The 16,372-nt window shown below is 45.0% G+C and carries 14 protein-coding genes; 9 read left to right on the forward strand and 5 right to left on the reverse strand.

Features of this window, described 5'->3' with window-relative positions; genetic code table 11:
- Nucleotides 1-79: 79 nt before the first annotated feature.
- From AC58UU_RS10910 to AC58UU_RS10945, 8 genes are all read left to right on the forward strand, one after another.
- On the forward strand, nt 80-2,368 hold the full coding sequence (locus AC58UU_RS10910) for a glycoside hydrolase family 2 protein (RefSeq protein WP_497315458.1): 2,289 nt from the start codon (nt 80-82) through the stop codon (nt 2,366-2,368).
- 189 nt (nt 2,369-2,557) lie between these two features.
- Nucleotides 2,558-3,490, forward strand: a complete 933-nt coding sequence (locus AC58UU_RS10915) for an ABC transporter permease (protein ID WP_497315459.1) — start codon at nt 2,558-2,560, stop codon at nt 3,488-3,490.
- 11 nt (nt 3,491-3,501) lie between these two features.
- On the forward strand, nt 3,502-4,392 hold the full coding sequence (locus tag AC58UU_RS10920; protein WP_497315461.1) for a carbohydrate ABC transporter permease: 891 nt from the start codon (nt 3,502-3,504) through the stop codon (nt 4,390-4,392).
- 24 nt (nt 4,393-4,416) lie between these two features.
- Nucleotides 4,417-6,687, forward strand: coding sequence for a beta-glucosidase (locus AC58UU_RS10925; protein ID WP_497315463.1), 2,271 nt, complete (start codon nt 4,417-4,419; stop codon nt 6,685-6,687).
- 650 nt (nt 6,688-7,337) lie between these two features.
- Nucleotides 7,338-8,261 carry an NAD(P)/FAD-dependent oxidoreductase gene (locus AC58UU_RS10930; protein WP_497315465.1) on the forward strand — a complete coding sequence of 308 codons (924 nt, stop codon included), beginning with the start codon at nt 7,338-7,340 and terminating at the stop codon, nt 8,259-8,261.
- 29 nt (nt 8,262-8,290) lie between these two features.
- The gene (locus AC58UU_RS10935) at nt 8,291-8,530 is read left to right on the forward strand and encodes a glutaredoxin family protein (protein ID WP_029196850.1); all 240 of its coding nucleotides are present in this window, start codon (nt 8,291-8,293) and stop codon (nt 8,528-8,530) included.
- 36 nt (nt 8,531-8,566) lie between these two features.
- Nucleotides 8,567-9,133, forward strand: a complete 567-nt coding sequence (locus AC58UU_RS10940; protein WP_497315468.1) for a peroxiredoxin — start codon at nt 8,567-8,569, stop codon at nt 9,131-9,133.
- A 120-nt stretch (nt 9,134-9,253) separates the two neighbouring features.
- Nucleotides 9,254-9,529, forward strand: a complete 276-nt coding sequence (locus tag AC58UU_RS10945; protein ID WP_497315470.1) for a hypothetical protein — start codon at nt 9,254-9,256, stop codon at nt 9,527-9,529.
- A gap of 74 nt (nt 9,530-9,603) precedes the next feature.
- Here AC58UU_RS10945 and AC58UU_RS10950 read toward each other — a convergent pair whose 3' ends face one another.
- The 5 genes from AC58UU_RS10950 to AC58UU_RS10970 all read right to left on the reverse strand — a co-directional run bounded on the left by AC58UU_RS10950 (nt 9,604) and on the right by AC58UU_RS10970 (nt 13,788).
- Entirely contained in the window at nt 9,604-9,840 is a 237-nt protein-coding gene (locus AC58UU_RS10950; RefSeq protein ID WP_047677188.1) for an AbrB/MazE/SpoVT family DNA-binding domain-containing protein, read from the reverse strand.
- Nucleotides 9,841-10,037: 197 nt separating this feature from the next.
- On the reverse strand, nt 10,038-10,349 hold the full coding sequence (locus AC58UU_RS10955) for a hypothetical protein (protein ID WP_497315472.1): 312 nt from the start codon (nt 10,347-10,349) through the stop codon (nt 10,038-10,040).
- 130 nt (nt 10,350-10,479) lie between these two features.
- Nucleotides 10,480-11,343 carry a transglutaminase family protein gene (locus AC58UU_RS10960; protein ID WP_497315474.1) on the reverse strand — a complete coding sequence of 288 codons (864 nt, stop codon included), beginning with the start codon at nt 11,341-11,343 and terminating at the stop codon, nt 10,480-10,482.
- Nucleotides 11,340-12,299 carry an alpha-E domain-containing protein gene (locus AC58UU_RS10965; protein WP_497315476.1) on the reverse strand — a complete coding sequence of 320 codons (960 nt, stop codon included), beginning with the start codon at nt 12,297-12,299 and terminating at the stop codon, nt 11,340-11,342. Before AC58UU_RS10965 ends, AC58UU_RS10960 begins: the two co-directional genes overlap by 4 nt.
- Before the next feature lie 31 nt (nt 12,300-12,330).
- Complete coding sequence (locus AC58UU_RS10970) at nt 12,331-13,788, reverse strand: circularly permuted type 2 ATP-grasp protein (RefSeq protein WP_497315478.1); 1,458 nt, start codon at nt 13,786-13,788, stop codon at nt 12,331-12,333.
- 352 nt (nt 13,789-14,140) lie between these two features.
- On the opposite strand from AC58UU_RS10970, the gene AC58UU_RS10975 reads away from it, so the two are divergent.
- Nucleotides 14,141-16,348 (forward strand): methyl-accepting chemotaxis protein, encoded by a 2,208-nt coding sequence (locus AC58UU_RS10975; RefSeq protein WP_497315480.1) that lies wholly within the window; start codon nt 14,141-14,143, stop codon nt 16,346-16,348.
- The last annotated feature ends 24 nt before the right edge of the window (nt 16,349-16,372 follow it).

Below are 16,372 nucleotides of genomic sequence, written 5' to 3' on the forward strand. Positions count from 1 at the left end.
GGTCAACATCCTTGTTGGTCGGGGAATTTTTTGACAGGAATCAAAGTCTCAGAAATAAACACCAAAAGGGGAAATTATTATGGTACAAGTCATGCCATTAAACGATCAATGGATATTCATAAAAACTAATAATCCCACCTACGTACTCGAGTCCATACAAGACGGTCAGTCTGTCACACTGCCTCATTCTTGGAACGATACAGACGGTCAAGGCGGCAGCGAACAGTACTATCGAGGGCAATGCTGGTATCAGCGGATTTTGGACATTTCCCATGAGGATTTGACAAAACGCATCTACCTGGAAATCGGCGCCGCCGGGAATATGGGTCATGTTTATGTCAATGGCAGCTTGGCCGGAGACAGTCGGTGCGGATATGCCATGTTTAGGGTCCCTTTAACCCCCTACTTGAAGGAAGGGGAAAATCTTATCACCATTATGGTTGATAATAGCTACGACAATACGGTGTTTCCTCTAATGGCTGACTTCACCTTCTATGGCGGTTTGTACAGAGAAGTGAAGCTTCTTGTCATGGACGTTATCCACTTTGACGTTATGGACAACGGACGGGATGGAGTGTATTTGACACAACAGAAAATTGCCCCAGAAACATTTGAATTGGCCGTTCATGGTCAAATCGTGAATGAATCCTCCGTCTCCAAAGAGGGAGTACTTAAGATACTACTCAAGGATGAAGAAGGAAGAACAGTCATGGAGGCAAACTCAGAACTTGTTCTTGAAAATGAAGCAAAATTCAGCATAAGAAGCGAAATTGCAAATCCGATTCTTTGGGACGGCGTAGATCAACCCTATCTTTATACGGTAGAGGTATCCGTCGTCATCGAGGGACAAGTCTGCGATTCTCGGCATGTCGCGATAGGATTTAGGACGGTTGAAGCAACGACGGAACAAGGCTTGCTCTTGAATGGCAAACCAGTCAAGATAAACGGCGTATGCCGTCATCAGGACTTCGTCGGTGTAGGCAATGCTATTACGAAAACGCATATGGATGAAGATATGGCCTTGATCCGGGAAATCGGAGCGAACAGCCTTCGTCTTGCCCATTACCAGCATGATGACTATTTTTACAGCTTATGCGACCGTTACGGACTGTTGGTATGGGCAGAAATTCCATTTATCAGCGTTCCTTCCACCAAGGACCCGGAAAATCATAATGCGGAAGAACAGCTGGAAAAGCTTATTAAGCAGGCCTATAATCATTGTTCTATCTATTGTTGGGGTATCCAAAATGAGATTACAATTGGTGTCGAGACGGAGCAAACCTATAAGACTATCAGAAAACTGGAGGCTCTGGCCAAACAGTTTGACCCTAGTCGCTTAACAGTTCAAGCTAATATTAACGGTGTCGAAAATGAAAGTATTATAAATAGCTTTACTGACCTGATCGGATACAATTTATACTACGGCTGGTATTATGGTGAAATCAAAGACTTGCAAGATCGCCTTGATGAGTTCCATCAAGCTCAACCTAAAATTCCTGTATTCGTATCCGAATACGGGGTGGATACGAATCCTAAGTACCATTCTTATACGCCTCAGGTCCAAGATTATACGGAGGAATACCAGCTGTTATTCCATCAAAATGCTCTGGAAACTTTCGATAAGCGAGCGTTTGTATTAGGTGGTTATGTATGGAACATGTTTGATTTTGGCAGCGCCAATAGAAATGAAGGCGGCGAAACCGGAAAAAACTTGAAGGGACTTGTTACCATTGACCGGAAAATCAAAAAGGACGCCTTTTATCTTTATAAAGCTTATTGGTCTAAGGTTCCCTTCGTTCATCTAGCCGGCCGCCGATTTGTGAATAGACACCAAGAGCTCAATGATATTGTGATCCTTTCCAATTTGGATCATGTCAAAGTTTATCTAAATCAGACTCTGTTTACCGAAATCAAGAGCGGCGCACCGATGAAAATCATAAAGGATGTACCATTGATAGCAGGGGATAATTATGTAAAAGTCGAAGCTACGGATGAATTTGGCGTCATCCATACGGATGAGATTGTGCTTCATCATGCAGCGGAAATAGACCAAAGTTATATCCATGTTAAACCGGAAACAGCAAAAAATGTAGTCAACTGGTTCGAAAAATTTGATCTATCCAATGCTGAGCCTATCGAATTGAAAGACGGATACTATTCTACATTTGACACGATTGAAGACCTCTATAGCAATGAAGAGGCGAAAACAGTATATCTTAAATACTTTGAACATATGGCCAATAATCCGTTCTTTGAGGTGATGAGAGGGGTTATGTCCATTCAGAAAATGTCCCAACTGGTGCAATTAAATATTGTCCCGGAATTGTTGGCAGTTATCAACAAAGAACTGAATGCGATAGAAAAATGATTACTGTATTGTCCCTGTCAACTTTGCCTGTTGACAGGGACAATTTATTGAATCAAGTGTGAAAGGCTAGTCGGCAAAGTGCAAACCAAAAGTCGTAGAAACGGTAGTGGGACGAACCGGATTTCATTACTATGAGAGTACAGCAAGATACCATACAAGGCGATAGAAATGGAAAGGGGAACTTTCGGAATGACAAAACGTACGCATAGCAATGCCAGGAAGAGAATTTGGAAATACAGCCCGCTCTATCTAATGATGCTTCCAGGAATTGTATATTTGGTCATCAATAATTATTTACCAATGTTCGGTCTCACGATTGCTTTCAAGGACATCAATTTCGCTAAAGGAATATGGAGGTCCGATTGGGTTGGTTTTCAGAATTTCAAGTTTCTGTTCCAAACATCTGACGCTTATGTGATTACCCGCAATACGATTCTTTATAACGCAGCTTTCATTGTGATCGGCCTCGTCGTTGCGGTTGGCTTCGCCATTCTGCTGAACGAAATCAAGAGCAAGTTTGCGTCCCGTCTGTATCAAAGCATTATCATTCTACCATTTCTGATTTCGATGGTATTGGTCAGTTATCTCGTATTTTCGATGCTGAGCATCGAGAGCGGATTCATGAATAAGACGATCCTGCCGGCGCTGGGCATCGAGCCGATTTCTTGGTACAACGAGCCGAAATACTGGCCGGTCATTCTGACCTTGGTCCATACCTGGAAGGGCGCAGGGTACGCATGTATCATTTACCTGGCTGCAATTATCGGCATTGATCCGGAATATTACGAAGCGGCGAAGCTGGATGGGGCATCCAAGTGGCAGCAAATTCGTACGATTACAATACCGCTTATCACTCCCGTCATCATCATGCTGACGCTACTGGCAATCGGGCGCATTTTCTACTCAGACTTCGGCCTGTTCTATCAAGTCCCGATGAATGCAGGAGCCCTCTTCAATACTACGAACGTCATCGATACTTATGTTTTCCGCGGTCTTTTGCAGCTTGGTAACATCGGCATGTCATCTGCCGCTGGCTTCTATCAATCGGTAGTCGGATTCGTGCTCGTTATTGTTTCCAACTATGTTGTTCGAAAAGTGAACAAAGAAAACGCGCTGTTCTAAGGGGGATATACATGAATAATGAAAATCGTGTTTGGCAGTGGGCCGCACATCTTGTGATGATCTTGTTTTCACTCAGTTGCCTGCTTCCGTTTGTTCTTTTGACAATGTCGTCAATAACGGACGAAAAGACAATCCTGCAGAATGGGTATTCTTTATTTCCAAAACAGTTCAGTTTAAGCGCATACGAATATTTGTGGCAGCAATCGTCGCTCGTTTTTAATGCTTACGGGATTACAATTCTCATAACCATAATAGGGTCAACGGTAAGTCTATTAATCACATCATTGCTCGCTTATCCTTTATCGCGTCGCGATTTGCCGGGCGGAACATTCTTCGCCTTTCTGCTGTTTTTCACTTTGTTGTTCAATGGCGGCCTTGTTCCAACGTACTTGATTTATACACAACTATTCGATATCAAGAATACGCTGTGGGCGTTGATCGTTCCGGGACTTTTAATGAATGGCTTTAACGTGCTTCTCATGCGAACGTTCTTTATGACGACAATTCCGGTTCCGGTATTGGAATCGGCCAGCATAGACGGTGCAAGCGAATTTAAAATGTATTACAAAATTGTACTGCCACTCTCGCTACCGATTCTGGCCACCGTAGGCTTGTTTCAAGGATTGGCTTACTGGAACGACTGGAATAACGGATTAATTTATGTAACCAACCCCAAATTGTTCAGTCTACAGAACGTACTCAACCGGATTATTAGCGACATCCAGTTCTTGGCTAGTAACAGCGAGATCGGCTCGCAAGCTGGGGAGAGCATTGCGCAGCTGCCGAGCGAAACATTCCGCATGGCGATTGCGGTGATTGCCGTTATCCCGGTTCTGATCGCATATCCGTTCTTCCAGAAATACTTCGTCAAAGGCATGACCATTGGTGCTGTTAAAGGTTGATTTCATTACATTAGGAGGGTAACCATGAAAAGAAATATTCAAGAATTGATTTCACAAATGACTTTGGAAGAGAAAGCATCTCTCTGCTCGGGACTTGACTTTTGGCATACGAAAGGGATCGAGCGGCTCGGCATTCCGTCCGTCATGATGACTGATGGGCCTCATGGACTTCGTAAGCAGCGTACGTCGGCAGATAATTTGGGATTTTTCGATAGCGTTCCTGCTACGTGCTATCCATCTGCAGCGGGGCTTGCTTCTTCGTGGGATCGTGAGCTGATCAGCAAGGTCGGTGTGGCGCTAGGGGAAGAGTGTCAGGCTGAAGACGTCGCCATTTTGCTTGGCCCCGGCGCCAATATCAAGAGATCGCCGCTCTGCGGGCGCAATTTCGAATACTTCTCGGAAGATCCCTACTTGTCTTCTGAGATGGCAGCCGCACAAATCCAAGGTGTGCAGAGCCAGGGTGTCGGGACGTCGTTGAAGCATTTCGCGGCGAACAATCAGGAGCACCGCCGAATGACGACCGATGCGGTCGTCGACGAGCGAACGCTGCGGGAAATTTATTTGGCCAGCTTCGAAGGAGCAGTTAAGAAAGGTCAGCCGTGGACGGTCATGTGCGCATATAACAAGCTTAACGGAGAGTACTGCGCTGAAAATGAGCGTCTGCTTACGGACATCTTGAAGGACGAGTGGGGATATGAGGGTTTTGTCGTTTCTGACTGGGGCGCAGTGAACGAGCGTGCAGACGGTTTGTCGGCAGGGCTTGAACTGGAGATGCCGACAAGTAGCGGCGCCGGTGACCGTAAAATCGTCGAAGCGGTGAAAAGCGGCAGGCTGTCAGAGAAAAAGCTCGACGCGGCTATTGAGCGGATATTGAGCATTGTCTTCAAGGCGGTCGACAGCAAGAAGCCGGAGGCTTTCTTCGATCAGGAGGCTCATCATCTATTGGCACGGGAAGTCGCGCGTGAAAGTATGGTGCTACTTAAAAACGAGGACGGCATCTTGCCAATGCCGAAGTCCGGCAAAATCGCTGTCATCGGGCAACTTGCCAAGCAGCCGAGATATCAAGGCGGAGGTAGCTCGCATATTAAGCCAACCAAGCTCGAAGATATCAGCGAGGAGCTTGCCAAATCGGCGGGAAGCGGTGCGGAGATTGAGTTTGCCCAGGGCTATGAGTTGAACGGAGACCAAACGAATCCACAGCTTTTGGAGGAAGCGATCAAGCTTGCAGTAGATGCATCGGTAGTTATTCTCTTCGTCGGTCTGCCTGAAAGATATGAATCGGAAGGATTTGATCGCGAGCATTTGAACCTCCCGTTCAATCAAACGGAGTTGATTGAAACGGTGACCGCGGTACAAAAACAGACAGTAATCGTGCTTAGCAATGGGGCCCCGGTTGAAATGCCTTGGATCGGGAGTGTAAAGGCTGTGCTCGAGGCTTACTTAGGCGGCCAAGCGCTGGGCGGAGCTATTGCCGATCTACTTTTCGGCGATGCCAATCCTTGCGGTAAGCTGGCAGAGACGTTCCCTGTTCAGTTGAGTGATAATTCGTCTTATTTGAATTTCCCGGGTGATGGAGACCTTGTGGAATATAAGGAAGGGATCTACGTAGGTTACCGCTATTATGACAAGAAGAAGCTTCGACCACTGTTCCCATTTGGTCACGGGCTAAGCTATACAACTTTTGAATACAGCGGATTAGTGCTGGACAAAGATGAGATGGACGACACCGATTCGGTCAACGTTTCGGTTAATATAAAAAATACCGGCAGTAGAGTTGGTAAAGAGACAGTGCAGCTTTATGTGCGTGATGTGCATACCAGCGTGTCCCGCCCGGAGAAGGAACTGAAAGGATTCGTCAAAGTATCGCTTAAGCCTGGAGAAGAGAAAACCGTCACCTTTAGGCTTGACAAGAGATCATTTGCTTATTTCAACGTCGAAATGAATAATTGGCATGTTGAGACAGGCGAGTTCGAGATTCTGGTCGGGAAATCTTCAGCGGATATCGTACTTAAGAAGACCATGCAAGTGAATTCGACGATAACGATAGCGAAGACGTATACCCGAAATTCAACAGTTGGCGATCTGATGGGGAATCCTCAAGCCGCTTCTATCATAGGGGATTTGCTGAAGCATTCGCCGTTCGGCTCTTCCAACCATGAAGGGGAAGGAATGTCAGGATTGATGGCAGCATTCCTGAAGTATTTGCCTATTCGCGGTTTAGTTGCATTTAGCGGAGGCGGGCTTACGGATGAGTCTCTTGATCCATTGCTCGAGCGGCTGAATCAGGCAAACTAGACTCTCTTAAAACACCAGCTAGAACAATTGAACTTATCCCTGTAATAGCTAGGATCTTACCTGAATAGATAAACATTCAACAACGTCCTTGGCTTCTTTTTCGATCCTCTGCAGTTGTTTAGTGGCTAAGTCATGCTTCTCAAGAAGCTGCTAGGAATGGGTTAGATGAATTAAAACGGGATCTGCAGCTGCGGATCCCGTTTTAATTGAGATTCTGGAAGTATTACTTTGCCGCGGGTACTTGAAGCATTTCCTTGCAGCTGTGGGAAAGATATGCTTCAAGCCGCAATATGTACTCAATCGAATACCGACTTTATTAAGAATTTGCTAAGGCGCAGCTAGCAGCCATGGCTTTTTTCTTATTAATGTCAGCACTTATTATAGGTATTTTCTTGTCGCGATTTTGGTAACCGCACGCATTTGAGGTATCTTCTTGTCGTGAAAATTTTCGATTTCGATGATTGTAGGGACTTTCTTGTCGCTAATGAGGGTATTTTCTTGTCGTTAGACTATGAGAGGGTTCTTTCTTCTTATTTATAATAATTATTAAAAAGGATTGACTTTTGATATTATTTATTTATAATAATTATTATCTGATATGGATTCTCATTGGACAAGCAGTCAATATGGGTTGAAAGGAGTGCACAGCGATGTATGATGTCATTATTATTGGAGCTGGACCGGCGGGAGCCTCAGCTGCTATCTATACAGCAAGAGGAAATCTGAAGACACTCGTTATTGACAAGGCACCGAATACAGGAGCTTTGGCCATTACTCACAAAATTGCGAATTACCCGGGTGTTATTGGGGAGCTATCAGGTAAGGATTTGCTTGATACGATGCGGGAGCAAGCCAAAGGTTTTGGGGCGGAGTTCATCCAAACAACGATTACTGCTGTAGATGTGGAAGGCGATACGAAGTATGTATTTACGGCTGACGGTATCTATGAAGGTAAGTCGATCGTTATCGCGACGGGTTCCAAAGGACGCAACCGTATGCTACCTGGGGAAGAAAGCTTGTTAGGGCGTGGCGTTAGTACATGTGCAACTTGTGATGGAGCCTTTTTCGATGGCAAAACGGTCGCTGTCATTGGTGATTCAGAGGAAGCCTTGGAAGAAGCACAAGCGTTAAGCAAATTTACGGATAAAATATACTTCATTGTTCCACGGCCTGAACTGCAGGGCGTTCATCACGTTCCAGAATTGCCTGGCACTGACTTTCTCTACAAAGCCAAACCGCTTGAAGTTCTTGGAGACAAGCACGTAGAGGGACTTAGAATACGTACGAGTTCTGGTTCAGAGGAAGTACTCCATGTGGATGGTGTGTTTGTCTTCCTATCCGGCAGTAAGCCTGGAACAGATTTCCTACAGGGTCAGGTTCCGCTGGACGCGGACGGTTTTATGATTCTGGATAGCTCGATGCAATCACCTATTGCAGGTGTATTCGGGGCTGGAGAAGTTAGACGCACACCGGTGAAGCAAGCGGTTGTCGCAGCTGCTGATGGAGCCATCGCAGCCATGGCGGTCGATAAATTTATTAATAAACGGGCTCAGCTGATCCCGCAATACAAATAATCTTATACCCCACAAGGAGATGAATTCTGATGTCTAATGTCATTGTTTATTCAAGTACAAATTGCCCTTATTGCCAACAGTTGAAAAAGTATTTAACGGAACAAAATGTCTCCTACGAAGAAAGAAACATTGATCTGAATGATCAATTTGGACAAGAGCTTCACGATTTAGGCTTGATGTCTTTGCCTGTGACGGTCATTGGCGAACACAAAATTTTGGGTCTCAACGTTACCAAACTCAAAAAAGCTTTGGCCGAAATCGCAAGCTAATATCATACAAATTAAATAGATAGAGGAGAGATAACCATGACACAATTAACCGTACAACCCTCACATTCTTTTGCTAAAATAGGGCTTCCTGCGCCTTCATTCTCATTGCTATCGACGAAGAATATGGAAACCTTAGAAGAGAAAATATCGCTTGAAGATTATAGAGGAAAATGGCTTGTTTTCTTCTTCTGGCCATTCGATTTTACGTTCGTTTGTCCTACCGAAATCACAGCTTTCAGTGACAATTACGAGCAGTTCCTTGAACTGGATTGTGAAATCGTTGGAGCTTCTGTCGACAGTGTGTATACACACAGAGCTTGGACTCAAACGCCGCGCGACCAAAGCGGCATAGGTCCTGTGAAGTTCCCGTTGGTCAGTGACTTCTCTAAAGAAACGGCACGCGCATATGGCGTGTTAGACGATGAAAGCGGCGCTGCGCATCGCGGATTGTTCATCATCGATCCAGAAGGCGTGCTGCGCTACCAAGTAGTCACAGATATGAATGTTGGGCGCTCTGTAGATGAGACGCTGCGTGTGCTTCAAGCGCTTCAGGCTGGTGGACTTTGTCCAGCGAACTGGAAACCAGGCGATAAAACTCTATAAGCAGCAAAAGTAAACAAGCCCCAATCGACTCTCACTCGATTGGGGCTTTTGTGTGTATTCAAAGTCTGTTTTGAAGTATAATAGAAGAACTATATAGGTGAAGACAGAGAGGTTAGATGCATGATGCAGTCCATATCGGACAAACTGTTTATGGGTTCTTTGATTTTACTCATGATTTCCATTGTGGTTAGCGGAATTGGATTTCAATTCGTAAATTGGCGCACACAAGTGACAGATGAGTTAGATGGGGAGACGCAAGAAAGCGGCTCTCGCAAGAAAGCCGTTATGGATCGGCAAGATAAGAGCTTAGGACGTGTGCTTCGTTCCTACTTATTTTGGATCGCGATAGCAGGCATTCTAATATCCATTGGACTTTCTTGGTTTAGCTCTAAATAAAAATATAAGGCGTATAGCCCTCGGGATGAGAGTTGTACGCCTTTTTTGTATCCTATTTTAACCGGAATCATGATTTAAACAATTTCTTCTACGCAGGAGCTGCAGACCAGCTTGCCTTTGAAATAGGTCATATTCTCGAAATTACCGCAGAATACACAGGCTGGCATATACTTCTTGAGTGTAATGCGCTCCGGATCGACATAAACCTCGATCGCGTCACCGATATCGATATGAAGTGTTCGTCGCAGCTCAATCGGTAAAACAATCCGGCCTAACTCGTCTACTTTTCTCACTATTCCCGTCGATTTCATCTGTAAGCCTCCTATTTAATTCATTAGACTTCGATCATGTATGTTGTATAAACAATTCCACATATAAACTTGAATTCCTTTTATTTACTTCAAACATTTTAGGCAACTTTCTGATAAATGCATGAAAGTGGACGGCAAAAAAAGGGCTTACACGTGTTTCATTGAAACACGTACAAGCCCTCTATACTTATAAGGATCTAGTTTTTGTTCTCCTGTTGTTGATCTTTGGAGATTTGCTCTTTTAGCGCTGCATTTTTAAGAACCAACTGTTTGGATAATTCAACTTGTAAAAGGTTGATTTTATTAATCTCATCCTTTAATTTACTAAGTCGAGACATCTTGCTGCTTAAATCACTGGGTGAAGTACTTATTTTTATATCCCTTTGTAATTGATTTATTTTTGAAAGTGCTTTTTCCTTTTTTTTCTGTTCGTCGATACTTCTTTGTTGAGTTTCAGAAATTTCTTTTTTTAATCGATTTATGATAGATAAAGTGAAACTTATAGCCATTCAAACACCTCTTAGCAGTTTAGTGTAGCTTCGACACCATTCTACACTAAATACATGGTCCGTGCCAAAAGGGGATAAAAAAGAGGGGGAGTGAAGCGGGTCAGAAACTCTGAATCACATGTGGAAGGAACTACTCAATCAGCTTTACATCAACGATGACTTCCAGATCTTGCTGACCGGCACCGCGATAGACGCCTTTGACGGGAACGATATCATTGTAGTCGCGGCCGTGTCCGAGCTTAATATAACGCCAATTGACCTCACAGTTGTTCGTAGGGTCGTAACCGAACCAACCAGTTCCCGGGATCAGGCACTCAACCCACGCGTGGGAGGCTTGGGTGAATTCCGTGCTGCCTCCTTGTAGATCGCCAACAAAGTGATAGCCGCTAACGTACCTGGCGGGAATCCCTTTATCTCGACAAATGGCAATCATAAAATGAGAGTAGTCCTGGCAAACACCACGCTTAAATTGAAGCATTTCTCCGACAGTGGTCTGTACGGAAGTGGCGGAAGGATCATAGGTGAAGTCGCGATGAATCGTTGTGTAGATTGTGTGCAGTAACTCGTATAAACTTATATTTTGATCGGAAATGGCATCTGAGTAAGCCTTGAGTTCAGGGGTCAAACCCGTATAACTGGTAGGCAGCAAGTACTCCGCATGCTGATTCTGGAAGTCATCGCTAAGTCTCATCGCTTTCTCCTCTAAGGGAGAAGCGACGCCTGATGGGATGTTATCGTTATCGTGCGTGACGACAGTCGACACCATTTTAATAGTTAGCTCGCGATGAAGTTTATTGACTGTAAAAGCATGTACGCGATTATGAAAAAAATCCGAGTACGTAAAGAAAGCTGAAGCAGGTTCCGTGGTGATGGCGTGGTGATAACAGGCTTGACGATTGTCAGTGAGTGGTGTTAAACGAACTTCATTGACACTGTCCTGCGCTGTATCGGTGTAGGAATAGCGAGTGATATGCGTAATCTCCAGCTTTTTCATGCGATGACCTCTTCCCGGGAGGGAAAAAAGACTTTTGACATCCTTAAACCCATCACGTTACAGGATTCCCGAAGCGCACTTAAAGTCATTTCTAATTTGCCGGATAAAATATCATCTTCGTCCATGCAAGCAAGGTTAGCCTTTACTTTTCCCGCTAGCTTAGCGAGCCTGTGTACAGCAAGGTTTAAATCGGGGTCCTCCATTTGAATGCCCTGTAAGGAACGCTCCAAGGATTGGAAAGAGAAGCTAACCGAGCGTGGAAATGTTTCATGAAACATCAGAAATTTAATAATGCTGCTTAGATTAACGGTGTCTGCATGTTCCCTACGATATGACTCATAACCGCTAACCGACTTCAATACGGACAGCATAAGCGGGTAAGAAGAAAGCTCTTCCCTAGCGTAGTCATGACATAACGATTGTAGTAAGCGCAGTAAGTTCTCAGCACGCTCCAAATATCTTCCGGCTTCCACGAAGTGCCATTCATTTTGACGCGGCATGACGGATGTGGCCGCCCCTTGAAACATAGACAAGGTGTCACGAATGAAACGATAGAACAAATGAGGCGAATCGTTTGTGATATCTCGTACTTCTTTTTCTTTTAGCCACAGGTACAAGCCATTCATAATATCCCACAGCTCTGCGGGCATTTTCTCACGAATATTACGAAGGTTGGAGCGAGCATGGTTGGTGCAAGCGAGCAAAGAATTCGAATTATTTTTATCGAGTGTAATATATTGGAGGACATGCTGCTCGGTGAAGCTTCCATACTGCTCAGTAAATGCGGCACGATCGCCAATCGTATCAATTAATCGGCTCCACGATTGATCGCTGCTAGACTCCTTCTCCTCGCGAATATGATAATACACGTCGATTAGTCTTGCGTGATTCTCCGTTCTTTCCGTATACCTGCCGATCCAGAATAAAGCTTCCGCTGTACGTCCCATCATCACCATGAACGCCTGCCTCCAATCAATATTTGTTTCTCTATGAATTAGTGACCCAAGTGTCCTTACATCCCCCGCCTTGCGAGGAGTTCACGACGAGAGAACCTTCTTTAAGCGCTACCCGAGTGAGTCCGCCAGGTATAACCTGAATGCTCTCCCCAGCGATGACGAAGGCCCGAAGATCGATATGCCGCGCAGCCATTTGACCGTCCATCATGACAGGAGCTCTGGAGAGCTGAATCGTTGGTTGAGCGATATAACGATCGGGATTCGCTATAATTCTTAGCCGAAAATCAGCCAACTCACTCTCAGAAGCCGAAGGGCCAATGAGCATACCGTAGCCACCGGAGAGAGATGTCTCTTTGACGACCATTTTATCTAGATGCTGCAGTACGTGATCACGTTCTTCCGGTCTAGAAAGGATATAAGTAGGCACATTATTCAGGATAGGTTCTTCGTTCAAATAGTAACGAATCATGTCTGGAACATAGGCATAAATGGCTTTGTCGTCGGCCACGCCTGTTCCAGGGGCATTAACGATGTTAATATTACCCGAACGATAGGCATTCATGATCCCCGCGACACCTAGCATCGAGTTCGGATCAAAAGCGAGCGGATCCAAGAAATCGTCGTCGATTCTTCGATATAAGACATCGATTTGGCGGAGTCCCTTGATCCCGCGAATATATACCTTATGATCAATGACGACGAGATCGTGTCCTTCTACAAGCTGTATGCCCATTTGCTGCGCAAGGAACGTATGTTCGAAGTAGGCCGAATTGTAACAACCTGGGGTCAGTAAGCCAATGACAGGATCGGATTTGCCCGAAGGGCTTAGCCGGCGCAATGCGGATAGAAACACATTTAAGCTAATCTCAATATCTTGGATCGAATGGCTAAAAACGAGCTCAGGGAATAAGTGCGTCATGATGGAACGGCTTTTGTACAAATAGGAGAAGCCTGATGGTGATCGCAGATTATCCTCCAAAACGAAATATTCGCCATGCTCATCACGAATTAAATCGATACCTGATACGGTTACGTACACATCATTCGGGATGGATAGACGCATCATTTCAGGTCGGAAATAGCAGTTGGAAAGAACCATTTTCCTTGGGATAATACCCTCCTTTAAGATGCATTGGTCATGATAAATATCCTTGAGAAACATATTAAGCGCCTTAACGCGCTGCTGAAGTCCTTGTTCAAGCTTGAGCCATTCATCCCGTGGTATGATTCGTGGGATCGGATCGAAAGGGATGGTTCTTTCCAATGCTTCTGCTTGATCAGGGCTGTAGAGTGTAAACGTAATTCCTTCTTCCATCATGCGTTTCATGGTAGCCGTTTGGCGCATGCTCAAATTTCCCGCCTTCATGGACATGAACTGAAGGAAAATATGTTGATAATGTGATCTTACCGAGTACGAGTTGACAAACATCTCATCAAAAAAAGGACGGGGATCATAGGGGGTGGTGACCAGATTCTCAGGTTTGGACATCGCAGCTCCTGGTTTCTTAGCTATACTTCGAGTGGAAGCTACGTTAGGATATGGGCCCGAAGCAGAAACCAGGCCTCCTTTCTGATCTAAGTTCTTGTTTTGTGTTAGAAAACATGACGCAAACTAATGAAAAATAATGATTTTTTATTATATTGTAAATTTATCAGAAAATTATGTCAATGTATATGACGTATAAATTAACTGACAAGAAATGCGCAAATAGATCAAATGTTTGAATGTTTCAAGAATTTTCTGTTTTTATCTTGATTTACGTCGGAATCAGCTATAGAATGTCGAATAAGTACATGTTATATAAAGTCACATATTAATTGTGAATATAGGGGGTTGGGGTATGTTTGATTGGCTTGGATTTCGAAAAGGTCTGCCTTTGTGGTGGTCGTATCGTCTGAATCGTTATCTCAAGGAAGATGTGGAACATATCTTCGAAGGGATTGCGCATACGCGAATTGAAATTTTACGAAGCTGGGTAGAGGCATATTGGTCCAATTTGGATCGACTATTCGAGCAACTCTTTGATTCTGAGCCTGGATCTACAGGCTTGACACAGGATGGTTCGATGGTTCAACGGCTGCTGGCAGCTGCGTCAAAGAGCGGGGCCGATTTCTCGGAGATCTTCATAGTAAATGAAAAAGCAGAAGTGATATACTCCACGTCCCCCACTCATGTTGGGAAATCTTATGATTCAGGAAGTGATCTTACAAAAGGGCTAGAGGAAGCACGTAAAGGCAAGAAATGCTTATTCGGACCTTATTCCGATCCTCTTACTTTAAAGCTAGGTCCAAGCACTTCGCCGTTTCACGATGCTATGACGCTTGCATTTATTACACCTATAATGGTTAACGGAGTATGGAAAGGGGCCATTTGCGGACGTGTCCCGAACGATGTGCTCGGCGATTTGATCCAGCGTGAATCAGGACATGTGTATCCGGACTCTGGAGATAATTATTTATTTATGGCGAAGCCTGTGTTAAATAAACAGATTGCCCCAGGCACAGCGTTATCTCGCAGCCGTTTTGAGGATCTTACCTTTACCCATGGTGACAATTTAAAAGATGGCGTGCGCACAGATTACGGCATTGTTGGTGTTAAGGAGCATACGGAGCTTGAGCTCATTTTTACGGATCCGGCAACGGGACAGCTTCATCCAGGGGTTGCGGGAACGATTGCAAAGGGACATAACCTATTCGTTGAGTTTCCGGGTTATTCCGATTATCGGCATATTTCAGTTATTGGCAAAGGTGTTACCTTCCAGCTTCCGCACTGCCCTGATGTTTGGGGGATGATGTGTGAAGGCGATCTAGAGGAAGTGTACCGGATTCGCAGTATCGACTGGAAATTGCTTAAGCTGCAGCTGCGCTTCATTGTAGGTTATATATTACTATCAGCAGGGGGCTTTTGGCTGCTGAATGGACAAGTTTCCAGTGCATGGGGATCAGTAATTATGGCTGCTGTAAGTCTTGTGTATGGAGGAACAGGCGCAAGCATTATAAGGCAAAAAGGCAGCAAGCCGATCGTAAGGCAGCTCGCGCAAATGAATAAGTTCATCCGTATTAACGCAGAGGGAAGCGGAGATTTGACACAGCGCCTGCAAGTGCAGGAGTTCGCTGGTGATGAGACGCGGGAATTGGCGAAATGGATTAATAATATGATCGATTCTCTTGAGGGTATTATGCTGCAGGTGAAACAAGCTGCGGCTGAAGTTCAGCTGAGCCAGGAACGTATGAATGATTCGACGGGTTCAACGGAACAATCGACAGGTCGAATGAGCACCAAGATTCATGATATGATTCGTTCACTGCGTGGTCAGCTCAAGGACATCGATGTTGCGAAGGTTGTAACGCAGAATATGAGTGGGACACTGCGCGAATTGGAAGAGAAGGCTTCGGGTCAAATTGCTGTAGCGCAGGATGAAGTGGACCGTATTGGCGAAAAGATGAATCATATTTCGGCGAAAGTAGCTGAAACGAATCGTACCATTCAAACTTTTTTGCAAACGACCCAAGAAATTCCCAAGCTGCTTAAGGTCATTGAAGAGATTTCCGCTCAGACGAATCTGCTCTCTCTGAATGCTTCTATTGAAGCCGCGAGGGTAGGTGAGCACGGGAAGGGCTTCGCTGTCGTGGCCGGAGAGATTCGCAAGCTGGCTGAGTTGACCAAGAAGTCGACAATGGAAATCAATGACACCATTGAGCATATTGAACATCATGCGAATGAAGCCTTCATCTCGATGGAAGAAGGCACCAAGGTAGTTCTGGAGGGGACGCAAATTGTGGCGGCGGCGTCTGAAATTCTCAGTAGCGCGAACGCGAACGATACCATGAAGACACAGGTGGTGGATGAAGTGGTTGCGTTGATGGAGAAGGTAGCGGCGGTAAGCATGGAGAATCGCCAAATCTCGGCGGAGGTTGAGCGCACCGTGCAAGAGCTTCTGCAGGATATGCTTCACGTGCGCCAAACGACGGGGGATGTTGGCGCGATTACGGAGTCGCTGCTCTTGCTTGTAAATCAGTTTCATTTAACGGAGAGCCGCATTCGATAACGGTTTGTTTCTAAGACAATTCCT

This window comes from Paenibacillus sp. JT22N1 (genome assembly GCF_059692155.1).

Excerpts from the sequence above, each read along its gene's own strand:
- AC58UU_RS10930 (WP_497315465.1), top strand. The coding sequence starts at position 7,338 with ATGTATGATGTCATTATTATTGGAGCTGGACCGGCGGGAGCCTCAGCT.
- AC58UU_RS10955 (WP_497315472.1), bottom strand. The coding sequence starts at position 10,349 with ATGGCTATAAGTTTCACTTTATCTATCATAAATCGATTAAAAAAAGAA.
- AC58UU_RS10940 (WP_497315468.1), top strand. The coding sequence starts at position 8,567 with ATGACACAATTAACCGTACAACCCTCACATTCTTTTGCTAAAATAGGG.
- AC58UU_RS10970 (WP_497315478.1), bottom strand. The coding sequence starts at position 13,788 with ATGTCCAAACCTGAGAATCTGGTCACCACCCCCTATGATCCCCGTCCT.
- AC58UU_RS10945 (WP_497315470.1), top strand. The coding sequence starts at position 9,254 with ATGATGCAGTCCATATCGGACAAACTGTTTATGGGTTCTTTGATTTTA.
- AC58UU_RS10950 (WP_047677188.1), bottom strand. The coding sequence starts at position 9,840 with ATGAAATCGACGGGAATAGTGAGAAAAGTAGACGAGTTAGGCCGGATT.
- AC58UU_RS10965 (WP_497315476.1), bottom strand. The coding sequence starts at position 12,299 with ATGGTGATGATGGGACGTACAGCGGAAGCTTTATTCTGGATCGGCAGG.
- AC58UU_RS10935 (WP_029196850.1), top strand. The coding sequence starts at position 8,291 with ATGTCTAATGTCATTGTTTATTCAAGTACAAATTGCCCTTATTGCCAA.
- AC58UU_RS10915 (WP_497315459.1), top strand. The coding sequence starts at position 2,558 with ATGACAAAACGTACGCATAGCAATGCCAGGAAGAGAATTTGGAAATAC.
- AC58UU_RS10960 (WP_497315474.1), bottom strand. The coding sequence starts at position 11,343 with ATGAAAAAGCTGGAGATTACGCATATCACTCGCTATTCCTACACCGAT.
- AC58UU_RS10975 (WP_497315480.1), top strand. The coding sequence starts at position 14,141 with ATGTTTGATTGGCTTGGATTTCGAAAAGGTCTGCCTTTGTGGTGGTCG.
- AC58UU_RS10925 (WP_497315463.1), top strand. The coding sequence starts at position 4,417 with ATGAAAAGAAATATTCAAGAATTGATTTCACAAATGACTTTGGAAGAG.
- AC58UU_RS10920 (WP_497315461.1), top strand. The coding sequence starts at position 3,502 with ATGAATAATGAAAATCGTGTTTGGCAGTGGGCCGCACATCTTGTGATG.
- AC58UU_RS10910 (WP_497315458.1), top strand. The coding sequence starts at position 80 with ATGGTACAAGTCATGCCATTAAACGATCAATGGATATTCATAAAAACT.